The 12277-nt window shown below is 50.7% G+C and carries 9 protein-coding genes; 7 read left to right on the top strand and 2 right to left on the bottom strand.

The window, feature by feature from the left end:
* Positions 1 to 152: 152 nt before the first annotated feature.
* The 4 genes from H9S92_RS03010 to H9S92_RS02995 all read left to right on the top strand — a co-directional run bounded on the left by H9S92_RS03010 (position 153) and on the right by H9S92_RS02995 (position 5550).
* The gene (locus H9S92_RS03010) at positions 153 to 872 is read left to right on the top strand and encodes a hypothetical protein (RefSeq protein WP_187465242.1); all 720 of its coding nucleotides are present in this window, start codon (positions 153 to 155) and stop codon (positions 870 to 872) included.
* A 177-nt stretch (positions 873 to 1049) separates the two neighbouring features.
* Entirely contained in the window at positions 1050 to 2420 is a 1371-nt protein-coding gene (locus H9S92_RS03005) for a T9SS type A sorting domain-containing protein (RefSeq protein WP_187465241.1), read from the top strand.
* Between the two features lie 179 nt (positions 2421 to 2599).
* The gene (locus H9S92_RS03000; RefSeq protein ID WP_187465240.1) at positions 2600 to 4285 is read left to right on the top strand and encodes a hypothetical protein; all 1686 of its coding nucleotides are present in this window, start codon (positions 2600 to 2602) and stop codon (positions 4283 to 4285) included.
* Complete coding sequence (locus H9S92_RS02995; RefSeq protein WP_187465239.1) at positions 4282 to 5550, top strand: hypothetical protein; 1269 nt, start codon at positions 4282 to 4284, stop codon at positions 5548 to 5550. Before H9S92_RS03000 ends, H9S92_RS02995 begins: the two co-directional genes overlap by 4 nt.
* A 64-nt stretch (positions 5551 to 5614) precedes the next feature.
* Here H9S92_RS02995 and H9S92_RS02990 read toward each other — a convergent pair whose 3' ends face one another.
* The gene (locus H9S92_RS02990) at positions 5615 to 6763 is read right to left on the bottom strand and encodes a glycosyltransferase (RefSeq protein ID WP_187465238.1); all 1149 of its coding nucleotides are present in this window, start codon (positions 6761 to 6763) and stop codon (positions 5615 to 5617) included.
* Positions 6764 to 7249, bottom strand: coding sequence for a hypothetical protein (locus tag H9S92_RS02985; RefSeq protein ID WP_187465237.1), 486 nt, complete (start codon positions 7247 to 7249; stop codon positions 6764 to 6766). It lies immediately after the preceding gene.
* Between the two features lie 192 nt (positions 7250 to 7441).
* On the opposite strand from H9S92_RS02985, the gene H9S92_RS02980 reads away from it, so the two are divergent.
* The 3 genes from H9S92_RS02980 (at position 7442) to H9S92_RS02970 (ending at position 11874) form a co-directional block, all read left to right on the top strand.
* The gene (locus H9S92_RS02980; RefSeq protein WP_246463602.1) at positions 7442 to 8794 is read left to right on the top strand and encodes a TlpA family protein disulfide reductase; all 1353 of its coding nucleotides are present in this window, start codon (positions 7442 to 7444) and stop codon (positions 8792 to 8794) included.
* Between the two features lie 52 nt (positions 8795 to 8846).
* On the top strand, positions 8847 to 9365 hold the full coding sequence (gene lspA, locus H9S92_RS02975; protein ID WP_187465236.1) for a signal peptidase II: 519 nt from the start codon (positions 8847 to 8849) through the stop codon (positions 9363 to 9365).
* Between the two features lie 340 nt (positions 9366 to 9705).
* Positions 9706 to 11874: a gliding motility-associated C-terminal domain-containing protein gene (locus H9S92_RS02970; RefSeq protein ID WP_187465235.1), complete on the top strand. Its 2169-nt coding sequence runs from the start codon at positions 9706 to 9708 to the stop codon at positions 11872 to 11874.
* Positions 11875 to 12277: the final 403 nt, after the last annotated feature.

The raw sequence follows: 12277 nt of genomic DNA, 5'->3' as shown, positions 1-12277 counted from the left end.
TCTTGTTTTGTAGTAGATCCAAAGATACGGGCTCCAGCCCAACTTTCACCCCCCTGGCTATGAGGCCTCAGTCGGCCGATTCATGCAACAACGCCGCTCTGATTTGCAAGTTCAGGTAAAGGATTCAAATGGAGTCGTTAAAATATATTAATATGACATTTTCTAATTTTGATCCATTTGCAGTATGGTACTTTAGTAGTAGTAAGTCTAACGAATACTACAAATACAGTAATAGAGATTTCGGATGTTATCCCATATGGGTTTTTTGGAACTTAAAGAAAGTACTTGATATTTTATATAGAAATAAAATTCTGCAAGTCAACAGGTTGACTTTTTTGAGTGAAAAGAGATTCGTTGTTGAAACGGGGAGTGAGATTGATGTAGAAATGATAATTGATATTATTGTACAGAAAGTACATACAGAAAGATTTCCTGCAATAAAATTCTCGGGACAAACAACCTTAATTGAAAATGGACAAGAGAGCAATTATTTTGGTATCGTTGATTTCCAATGTGACTTGGATGTAGGTAATTTTAATATTACTTTACTCTCTGATTGCTGGGTGCCTATTGATAGAGAAGATAAACTGCAAATTGATTTAGCCGAACAATGTAGTCCGAGATTGATTAAGGTCTTAAAGGAAATAAAGGAACTTGGATTTGATTCCATAGATCCTGATTGTGGAGAAGAATATACTGACGAACTTCTTCCTCAATTTGGGTTTAAGGTTTTTCTACGCGATTCTGCTGTAAATGAGATTGATTACAACTCTTTATCGATAGAGGAGAAAAAAAGCATAGAAAAATATCTTTGGAAGAATAGGGGAGAGTGCCCTGGATTGAACCTCGTCGATGATTTAACGAACTCATGATGAGTTTTCTGATGGATGATAGTGCTTTCGAAAAACTTTGAGGAATGAGTATTTCTTTAGGGAGAATGGATAAGCTAATTGGTGGGTGATTTGGAATTATCAGACCCTCTCAAATCTTAGGTAGATTAACTTTTTTCTACTTTTAACAACTTTAAAACAACAAAACCACTAATTAAAATGAGAAGAACGATTTATCTATTCTTACTCTTGGGCCTTTGCTTGCCAACTTATGCCCAAGACTTTTCGTCTACCGGCATTCTCACCTTCGCCAATGGCGGAGTGACCACCGAAGACCTGAACAAGGACAGCTTCCCAGACATCCTGTTTCTGAAACGGGAACGCTTCACCAATCTAAACAACCGGCTGATCCGGCTCCTGAATGATGGGGAGGCGATGCTTTCCTTCACCGAGTTGGAAATATCGACGACCAACGAAATCTTCGGAACCCCAACGGCGGCTGATTTTGACCAGGATGGCGATATTGACATCGTATACTCCGGAGCAAATGAGGGAACCCTGCTGCTTTTTCAGGGCGAAGCGGACAACACGCTCACGGAAACCGTCTTGGCCATCAAGGGCGCAGGCAGGTTTGCTACGGCCGACCTGAATGGGGACGAGTTCCCAGATATGGTAGGGCTTAGCTTCGTTGACGAAGAGGTGGTGGCCTACCTAAACACCAACGGAACGGGCTTCACCCGCACTACGATTTACGATACCGGCATCGAGCCATCGGCCTTTCAGGTGGTAGACATTGATGGTGATGGAGATGACGACGTGGCGGTGGGAACGGATGATTTCACGGAAGAATCCCTCGTTTTGCTGATCAACAATGGTTCCGGTATGTTTACCAAACAGGTGATTGAAAGTACCTCCAGCGTAGTCCGTTCCGTGAATGGAATTTCAGCGGGAGATTTAAACGGAGATGCTAAGCTTGATCTGGTTATAGTGGCTTCCAGTAAGTGTTTCTCTTACCTGCAGGGGGAAGCATTGAATTTTACCCGAAAAGAGGAGTTGTCCAATTTTAACACTTTCCGCAGTGTAGCCGTTGGGGACTTCAACGGAGACCAGCGAGACGATTTTGTAGTGGGAGACAACAGCGGCGAAGGGATAACCCTTTACACCAATGATGGCATGGCTACCCCTGGGTTTGTAGCCTCACCGGTGAGGGGCATTACTCCAGTGTTTAGTCTTTCCGCACAAGATTTGAACAGGGATGGCGACTTAGACCTGGTGGCCAGCAACGGAAGTGTATATGCTTTTGAAAATGAGCTGGAGCAGATTCCACCGGTGGGGGTTTCCTCCATTGTTGTTCGGGAAGCCAGCATTTTTCCTAATCCGGTAGGCGAAGGATTCGTCTTTCTGCAAGGGGAGGCTTTGGGGCTTGCGCACACGTATGAACTGCTAGACATTTCTGGGCAATTGGTGCGCAGCGGCCGGGTGGATGGTTCCGGGCGTATTGACCTGCGGGGAATGGTTCCCGGGAGTTATGTGATTCGCTTGTTCGAAGGGAATTTGCTTTGGGGCCGGGCGAAGATTATTAAGTATTAGGATTACTCCTTTTTTTATTTAACTAAGACAACAGAAAAATGTCAAATAAAATTCAGGGTGTAGTCGGAGAATAGGAAAGTCTGCGCTGCTCTATGATTGCTCGTCATCTGGATGGAGGATTTAGTGAGCGGAGTGGGGTGGTGATGGTTCGAGTGCCTTAAATTGTAAAATAAAATTCCATGATTAAATCGACTCTTACACTAGCTGTGGTTTTCGCATTAGGGGTTCTTAGCGCTCAAAGTTACGTTGAGTATAAAAACCACCTTGGGTACGAAAATCAGAATTTTAGAGATAGCCTAGAGGCTGTTTCACGTAGAACCCTTGGCGGTTTTTCAGATCCGCCTGTCGACTCAATCAAGGTGTTTGACAGTTCTCTTTACCTACATGATAGGTCTAAAAATAGAGGGGTCGAAAATGCATGGGTGTCTTTAATCCAAGAAGTATCAAGCTTAAGTAATTATCATATACTTTTTGGGAGATTTAAGTCTAATTCAAGTAGAGAAGATGAATTTAGGGTTAATATAATTTTTCCAAGCGCTTATCCATTCTCATGCGTCACTTCCCAACAATTGCAAGGTGTAATCAATAGATTTGAGAGTGGAGCATTAACCATTGAAACTGAATCAGAGTATTTTGCTGCAAAACTTCAGTTTCTTAACGAAATTAGTGAATTAGTTGATAGGCGAAAATTTTGTTGCTCAAGTTCAAAAAATGAAGAACTTAAAAATAGTGCAACCCCAGATTCAATAATTCTGAATATTAGCATCGATGGATGCAACACCTTCCTCAATGAACGGGAAACGTTATTTATTTCTGAAGCAGCAGATATGCCTGAAATTAGCTTTTTTTTAGATTTTTGGTCTTATGATAATCTGGACTTGTGCTACCCTAAAGTGGATGTAAAATTAGTAGTTGAATATTCAAGAAAGGTTTCAGGGCATCCAACAAGGGATAGAAATGATGTCACTGTCTTTACAATGGATAGTTTAGAATTTGGATTTAATTACGTATTCCCACGTTTGGATACTGTAGTTGGAGGCAGAGCAACAATTTTTGTCATTGATCATTTTGGGAGTACACTCAAACAATTTGAATTTAGTATCAAGGGACTTAATCCGAGACTTATTGCGGTGTCAAATTTTTTAAACAATCGTCAAGATCGTCCTCTCGACGTTTTTTGGTTCCTAAATCGGTTGTTGATTAGTGAAAGTAATTCTGGGCACACTGGTATTACACCTTCTTCTGCAATGCGCCAATTTAATTCTTATGATTCAAGGAATGAAAATTTGTGGGCTACTTGGGATGCTTTTAGTCGATGTCCCAACATGAGTTTTGATGGCGGGTGGGGGCTTGCGCAACCGACGAATCCTCGACCAAATTCTCCAGAAATTCTTTGGAGTTGGAAAGCCAATATTATTGACTGTATTAGGCGTCTTCAAGAAATAGCCCAAGAAGCAGAAGCGCCCATGATTAGTCGCGCTGAACTTATTATTGAAGACATTCAGCTTTATGGTAAATCTGATACTATTCCAATTATTGACTATGGAGAGCTTCGATGGGCGCAGACTGCAAATGTATTTTACTCAACTAATCCACTTATAAGTCAGGTATTCCCTTCTAATAATTATAGGGAAATGGATAATGTAGCCTCCGTTTTAGATGCAGTCATCCTGAAAAGATTTAATGGTGCTTCAGTAGATTTTTTAACGGTTGATATAATTGGCGGAAGACCAAAATGGAAAATAAATCCGGAATCAGCGACGTATTATGTACATGGTGTTCCGACAACCCATAATTATATTGAAAGAATCTCTAGTGTATCAAGCAGTGCTCTTCCAGGAACAATTAAAATGTTTTATCGATGATTAGGGTAATTGCATCTATTTTTGTATTAATTATTTTTTCAATCAAAATTTTAGCGCAAAATGAAGCAGGAAATATAGTTATAATTAGCGGTGAAATAACAGAATATACAGCAAGTACAAATGGGATCGATCGCCCTCCCGTAATTTCACTTTTGGAAATCAGTGGAGATTCCCTATTGATTTTGGACACCCTAAATTATCTTGAAGATGAATTTATTATTAAGATGCATAATTTCCCCGACAGAGGAATTTTATATTTTGAAGGCCGAAATCTTTTCAAATCATCGGGTGTAATACGGTTTGGATTTTTGAATTATTCAGATTCTTTGGATATAAATTCAATTCTATCTGGTGATATTGGAGGGTTCAGGAGATATTTTATTTCTGGTTTTTTCATTATGGATGATAATGAATTGTATGCCTGTAACGACTTTAGATATCCTGAAATGGAATGGGGTGCTCTTAATTATAAGTTGCATAGAAATATTTTTACTGTTGCCGATTTACAAAATATTTCTATGCCCTCAATCACTTCGCCATTTCAAGACGATGCTTATTTTTCTTATAAATACCCTGATGGGAAATTTGATCGACTTAAAGCTAATTTTGGCGTCAGAGAATATAATTCTATGCCTGACGCTTTTATTCAAATACCTTTTCAGTACAGAGACTCGAGCATTAGTGAAATTTCGATTGATGTGAATAACGATGAATATTTTATTGGACAAAGTGTAAATAGTGACTATAAAGCATCTATAGATAGCTCAAATATTACCTATGTCTACACTAAAAATAATAAAAAAATTGATACCCTTGTTTTGCCAAGTAACACATCGTGTAAATGGGCAATAGATGGTGATTGGATTTATGGGACCTCTGAGTTGAGAAGGAATGAAACTTATTTGTCTTTCACCGAAAAATCATCCGATTTTTCTAGATTGCTTCACCAAAATTTCTTATTTAGGGATTCATTGATACGGAGCGGGAGAAATATCTCTCAACATTTCCTCTTGGACAAGACAGGGATTGGATTTTTCTATGATATTGTAAATGAAAATTTCCTGACATTCGACATGGGTTCGCTTGATTCAGAGGTCTTACTTTTTCAGGATAAATGTATTTTTTATCGCAAGGAAGACGAAATAAGGGTAGTGGAAGTAGATCGTGAAAATGGTGCCATAGTTGTTGAGACTGATAGGTTACTGGTGAAGGATGCTGTGCATATCCCTAATGTTCATTACTTGTTTAGGCCAAAAAGTGAATAGTGCGCAGTTGGCATAGCCCAAGCAAGCGAATTGATGCCAACTCTAGCGAAGCCAAATTCTAAATTTACCCCCGCCCCTTCCACCCCACCCGAAAACCCAGCAGCGCCGCCGTGCCCACCGCGACCAGGAAAAAAGGGTAGAGCAGCAGCGTGGGCGGGTACCAGCGCAGCAGGGCCGTCTGTCCGTAGCGCCGCGCAATCGCCCGCAGGCCCAGCCCGTCCACGGCTATTTTCGGGAGCCAGAGCAGCAAGGGGGCGCCGGAGCGCAGGTGCAGGGCAAGGAACAAAAGAGCAATGACCGCAAGGCAGCAGAGAAAGGTCAGCGCCTGGGCAAATTCCAATTCCTTGGCCCGGTACTGCCCGGCCTTGCCCGCCCAGCGCAGCCGTTGCATCCACAGCGCACGCCATCCCACTACGGGTTGGGTAAAAACGGGAACACCGGTTTCCAGCCAGGCGAAAGCAGCGGGGGATAGGGCCGCGCGGAACTTGTGGAGCAGCAAGACGTCGTCTCCCGAAGGCAGATGATCCACGCCAGCGTAGCCGCCGACGCGCTCGAAAGTCCGCCGCCGGAAGGCGAAGCAGGCGCCGTTGGCCAGGGTAGGGGTGCCCGCCGCGAGGCTGCTGCCCGTCAAGAACTGGTAAGCCATCAAGTCGAGGGCCTGAAAACCCGCACAAAAGCCCACCACAGGCGCGTTGAACACCGGACCTAAGACCACCTCGGTGTCCGGACGAAAGCTCCGGGCCAGGCGGCGGAGCAGGTCGGGCGGCAGGTCGCAGTCGGCGTCGGTCGTGAAGATCACTTCGCCGCTGCTGCGCTGGATGCCCAGGGCGAGGGCGGCTTTTTTGTGGGCCACGAGGGCGTCTTCCGCGTAGTGATCGGCCAGGGCGAGGGTTTGGACCTTCATTGCTGCCGCAGCGACTTCCCCCGCACCTGCGTTGAGCGCCCCAGAACGGCTAATGTCGGTCGAAAAATCATCGATGAGCAAAAGCTCCCACCGGTCGCGGGGATAATCCTGGGCGGCCAAAGAACGCAGCAGCCGGGTCAGATTGGCCCCCTCGTTGCGGTAGGGAACGACGACGGAAATGAAGGGACCCGTCTCCGCCGCTAAGCCCTCCGTCGCCGGCAAACGCTGCCACCACCAAAGATTGCGCAGCTGCCAGCCCGCGTAGGTGAGGATGACGGCTGCGCAAACGGCCAGGAGGAGGGCGGTCAATTAGTTGAAGAGTTCGTCGTAGGAATCGTCCTTGCGCTTGCGGGGTTCGGGCTCCGCGGCCGGGGGAAGCTCTTCGTAGGGGATGTCGAGATCCATAGGGTCCTCGGGAACTTCCTCAAAGTCGGCCCACTTGCCGTTTACTTTTTCGTCCATTTCGACGGCGCGCTCGCGAAGCTTTTTTTTGAAAAGGGCCATGGCGAGCAGGTAGGCGGCGACGAGCGGAAAGAGCAGTACGCTGAGGCCGCCGGCGACGAGCCCCAGGATCCAGTTGCGCTGAAAGAGGCGTTTGATGCTGCCCACGTAGCCCAGGAAGACCTTGTGGTCGATGATCAACGAAGCAACGAAAATGACCGGCGCGGCCCACCACAGCAGGGTGAAAAACCAGCCAGCGAGCTTGAACAAAAAGTAGAGCACCACCAGGCCGATGAGAAAACCACCGATGCCACCGAGGGGCGAACGTTCAAAAGGAGAACTGGATTTAGACATAAGAGATAGGAGTTGGTTGTCTCCAAGGAGACGAGCTTAAATATTCATTAACCGAATCGAAGGACGGAGGTTGGCAAAGGTCGGCCGACACTGCCAATTAATCGGCGAAAGTAGTCGTTTTACCGTCTTGTGCGTTTCCTTTTCGGTCGGCGATCGGCCACCCTCGTCCCCAATTTCGTAATTTTGCCCGCGATGAAGCAGCTACCTACTCTCCTCCTCTTACTTTTCTCCCTGGCCGTGGCCGCGCAGCAGACGACGATCACCGTAGAAGCCACCGGCTGCCCGGCGATGAACCTCTACGCCTTCAACGGCGCGGGCTTCGACCTGGTCAAGCCCTTCCAGGCCGATGCCCAAGGGCGCTGGGTGGGCACCTCCGCCGCCAGCACGGCAACCTTTCAGTACGTGGGCTCCAGCCCGGGGGACGTCCTCCCACTCGTCGTGGGGGCCGATGCGGCGCTGACCGTGAAAGGAGCCTGTGGTAAGATGCAGCAGGCCACCGTCGCCGGTTCGCCCATCAACGACCGTTACCAGCAGCTGAAAGCTACCTTCCAGAAGCACAACGCAGACTTCAGCACCGCCATGCGGGCCTACCAGCAAGCCCAGCAGCAGTCCAACACCGCCGTCATGGAGCAAGAAGCGGCTGCCCTGGCTACCCTAGATGAAAAGAAACGGGCGCTGGTCACATCCCTGGCCAAGGAATATCCCGTGCTGGGCCGGGTGGTGGCGATGAACACCTACCTCAGTTTCCTGAACAACAACGAGGGGCGGTTTACCAACGAGATCGACTACTTCGTCAATACCTACTTCCAGTTCGTTGACTTCAGCGATGCGGGTTACGGGGAATTGCCCTGGACCTACGAAGGCAGCCGCAACTTTGCCACGACCCTGGCCCAGGCCATCCCGAGTGACCGCCTGGGGGAAATTCTCCTGCAAGTCTACAGCCGTTGGCCGGAGGGCAGCCGGGCCCAGTTCTACGCCCTGAACGGGGCATTTGCCGCCCTGAGCCAACGCAAGCACCCGGCAACGCTGGCCATTGCCGACCAGATCGAAAGCCGCTTCAGCACCATTTTCCCTGAGGCGGTTGCCTTGGTCGCGCAGCAGTCGGCGGGCCTACGCACCTTCGCCATTGGCGCGCCGGCTCCCGACTTTACCGGCGAGAGCCCCGACGGCAGCTCCATCACGCTCAGCAGCCTGCGGGGCAAGGTCGTTTTGATCGACTTCTGGGCCAGCTGGTGCGGTCCCTGCCGCAAGGAAAACCCCAACGTTGTGAGAGTCTACGAGCAGTTCAAAGACCAGGGCTTCGAGATTTTGGGGGTTAGCCTGGACAACGACCGCGACCGCTGGCTGAAGGCCATTGCCGATGATCGCCTGACCTGGCTCCACATCTCCGATCTCAAAGGCTGGCGCAGTACTTTTGCGCAGCAGTACGGCGTTTCTAGCATCCCCCAGACGGTTTTGCTCGACCAGGACGGCAACATCCTGGCCCGCAACCTGCGCGGACCTGCCCTGGAGGAAAAACTGGCCGAAGTATTTTCCGGCAAATAATGCTGCGCAGCCCCGAAGGTGCGCAAGTAAATAAAGCTCAACCAAGCTTCCCATGAATCAGCTTAAATCGAGGATCATTGCCCTTACCGCCGCCGTCGGGCTGACCGTTGGCCTGGACCAATGGACCAAGCAACTGGCCCTGAACCACCTGCAAGGCCAGCCTGATGTGTACTACCTCAACGAAATCCTGCGCCTCACCTTCGTGCGCAATACCGGGGCCTTCCTATCCCTGGGCTCCGACCTGGGCCCCGTGCTCCGCCCTTTGCTGCTGAATGCCTTTCCGGCCATTTTGCTGATTGCGCTGCTGGTGTACATCTTCCGCGAGAAAAGCCTCAACCTTTGGCAGACCGTTGCCCTGTCCCTGATCGTGGGCGGCGGGCTGAGCAACATCATCGACCGCCTGCTCTACGGCCACGTGGTGGATATGCTGCACCTGCGGGTGGGGAGTCTCCAGACGGGCATTTTCAACGTAGCGGACATGGCGATCATGGCCGGAATGTTCATGATGTTGCCTTTCGTGTTCCGCAAAGACCCGGAGAAACCCCAGGTGGCCCAGGAGGCAGAAGCCTAAGCCACCGCTGAAAAGCTGGCGTAGTGTTGGCTTTTTTACGGGGAGGCAGCTCTCCGCTGACTCCTTCTCCGACCTAAATAGTGGCGTTCAGATTCTTTTTTTTTATCCATTCATGCTCAGTTTATTCGTCTTGAGTGTACCGCCTGGCAGCAACACTGAAAAAACTTTCCTCGTACTGATCGCAAAAGCAATCCTGCCGAAATAAAATTTGGCTCTTTGTCAAATGTTGCTCGAAAGGTCATCCCTCTCCTGTGGAGAGGGACCGAGGGAGAGGGATTAAAGACTAAACTGAGTGCGAGAAATACAGCGCAGCAAATAGCTGCTTTTCATCCCCATTTACATGCTCTCACGCGTAAGTATTCTTTTTTTTCTGCTCACCTGGAGCCTGACCTTGGGTGCGCAACGGGCCCGGCAGGCGGAGATTTGGCATTTTGGCAAGGGTGTCCAGTTGTCTTTTGCTGACGGTAGTCCGCAGCTGGCCGGCCCTTCGGCGATGGATGCTTACGAGGGCATTGTTTCCCTGAGCGATACCACGGGCCAACTCCTGTTTTACACCAACGGCGGCGGTCGCCCTCCCGGCAGCGACCAAAGCAGCGGCATCATCTGGAACCGCAACAACGAAGTACTCTACGACATGCGGGGAGCCGAGGGCGGCGGCTTCAGCGCCCGCCAGAGTTCCATTGCCTTTCCCGACCCCAGCGGCGTGGCGGGCAGCTACTACCTCTTTACGATGGAGGAGGAAGAGTTTGACCTCGGCGGCAGCATCCCCGGGCAACCTGAAGGGCGGGGACTGTCTTATTTCCGGATCGACATGAACCTTAACGGGGGGCTGGGCGGCGTCGCCCTGGCCGACCAGCGGGTCTACACCCCCGCCTACGAAGCCCTCGACGCAACGCCCATGGCCAATGCACCCGGCTACTGGGTAATCTGCCACAACCAGGCCCGCAACGTACTGGTGGTCACCCCCGTTACGGCGGAAGGCGTGGGTACGCCCGTGGAACAAAATTTGCCCTTTCCCGTACGTGGTAAACTGGAGTTTTCCCCCGACGGTACCTTGCTCTACACATCCGGCCGACTGCTGGATTTCGACCCAACAACGGGTAGGGTAGGGGCGGTCCGCAACACCTTCCCCAACGCCAGCCCGGTTGCCTGCTTTACGCCCGATAGCCGCTACCTGTACTACACCGAATCGCGCCCCCCGCTCGGCGAACTCATCGTCCGCTACGACCTGCGGGATTTTTCCCGCCAGGACCTCGAAGTCCTGCGGCGAAGCAACTCCGAAATTGTGATTGCCTCCAGCCCTTTTCAACTGGGCCCCAACGGCAACATCTACTTTTTGGAGCAGCGGGTACAGCCCCTCGTAACGGGCTACGTGCTCAGCGAAATCTCTTGCGTCTCCAGCCTGGATCCCGTCGTCAACCGGGGCATTATTGACCTGGCGGACTTCCGGGGCGAAGGCTTTTTGCCGCAGAGCCTGCCGCAGTACGTCGATGCCATCTTCAAACGTCCGGTGGTGGAAGACACCCTGCGCCTGGATACGGCCGCCTGGCAACTGTGCGTGGGGACCAGCCAGACGCTGCGCGGCCGGGAGCCGGGGCTGGAGTACCTCTGGTCCGACGGCAGCACCGCCGATACGCTCATGGTTACGATGGCGGGGACTTACTGCGTGACCATCACCGGCGGCTGCCAGCCGACGGTCGATTGCCAGGAAGTGACGCTCGATGCCTTGGCCATAACGGCTACGCTGGCCGGGACGGAAGACCGGGGCTGTGACGGGGTTTTTGCCCTCGTCAACGTCAGTACCCAAGGCCGGGTAGACAGCATTTTATTGACGGCAAGCGCGGAGACGGGGCAAACCGTCGCCTTCCCGGTCAACGCCGGGCAGGTGGCCATTCCCCTGGCCGGAGCCACCAACCTTTTACAGGTCACGGCCTTCGGACCCTGTGGCACCGTCACCAGCGAAAGCCTCAGCGTAGCGGTGGCCGAACGCTTCATCCCCCGCCTGTTGGTTGGGGCCGATAACGACTTTTGCGCGGGATCAACGCTCACCATCTCGGTTGTCAACGACGGGACCATCCCCTTCGCCAGCATCCTCTGGAATGACGGCAGTACCGACAGCGTGTTTATGGACGACGCGGAGCTGGAGGTGGAGTACTTCGCCGACGTCACCAGCGCCTGCGGGGACACCGAACGCGTGGTCTTCGACGGAGAAATCGCGGAATTCTGCGACTGCCGCGACGAAATCCCCCAGCTCATCACCCCCAACGGCGATGGCACCAACGACTTTTTCCGGCTCTTCACCAATTGCCCGGTAAACCAGTACACCCTCCAGATTTTCAACCGCTGGGGCGGACGCGTCTTTTCCAGCACCGACCCCGCCGAGGGGTGGGACGGGCGAAAGGACGGTACCCCGCAAAATTCCGACGTGTACCTCTACCGCATGGCCTTCCGTTACCCCGGCGAAGAGGAGATGCAAGTGCGCGAAGGGCAGTTTTCGCTGGTGCGGTAGGGGTTGATTATCAGTTAGTTGTGAGACCCCTCCCCCAACCCCTCCCCATAGGAGAGGGGAGACCCTGAAGCCATGGTTAGACTGTCTTAAGGGTTTGATTTCCAGCACACTGTGTTCTTCCCTCGGTTCGCAGGAGGAATATTTTCCTCTTTAGAGCGTGTCTAAAATTTTGTGGGCTGTAATCAATGACTTATGGTTCTGGCTAGACAAAAAATTGTGCGCATAGTGGACTACGTAAGCCATTTTTTGTGACGCCAGGTTCATAGCACGAAGTACTGCGTAGCAAACTGCTTGGTTATCAGGAAGTAAAAATTTAGACACGCTCTTAGCCCTGGGTTACTGGAAATATTTCCTAGAACAAGAAAAAAGACCAGAGAGGGTCACCCTCCCCTGTGGGGAGGGC

Origin of the sequence: Neolewinella lacunae, from assembly GCF_014349155.1 — a bacterium.
GTDB classification, from domain to species: Bacteria; Bacteroidota; Bacteroidia; order Chitinophagales; family Saprospiraceae; genus Neolewinella; species Neolewinella lacunae.
The sequence above is the reverse complement of the archived record's forward strand: the minus strand, read 5'-3'. Positions and strand labels throughout refer to the sequence as shown.

Coding starts and splice junctions, on each gene's coding strand:
- H9S92_RS03000 (WP_187465240.1), top strand. CDS start 2,600: ATGATTAAATCGACTCTTACACTAGCTGTGGTTTTCGCATTAGGGGTT.
- lspA (WP_187465236.1), top strand. CDS start 8,847: ATGAATCAGCTTAAATCGAGGATCATTGCCCTTACCGCCGCCGTCGGG.
- H9S92_RS03005 (WP_187465241.1), top strand. CDS start 1,050: ATGAGAAGAACGATTTATCTATTCTTACTCTTGGGCCTTTGCTTGCCA.
- H9S92_RS02970 (WP_187465235.1), top strand. CDS start 9,706: ATGCTCTCACGCGTAAGTATTCTTTTTTTTCTGCTCACCTGGAGCCTG.
- H9S92_RS03010 (WP_187465242.1), top strand. CDS start 153: ATGACATTTTCTAATTTTGATCCATTTGCAGTATGGTACTTTAGTAGT.
- H9S92_RS02985 (WP_187465237.1), bottom strand. CDS start 7,249: ATGTCTAAATCCAGTTCTCCTTTTGAACGTTCGCCCCTCGGTGGCATC.
- H9S92_RS02980 (WP_246463602.1), top strand. CDS start 7,442: ATGAAGCAGCTACCTACTCTCCTCCTCTTACTTTTCTCCCTGGCCGTG.
- H9S92_RS02995 (WP_187465239.1), top strand. CDS start 4,282: ATGATTAGGGTAATTGCATCTATTTTTGTATTAATTATTTTTTCAATC.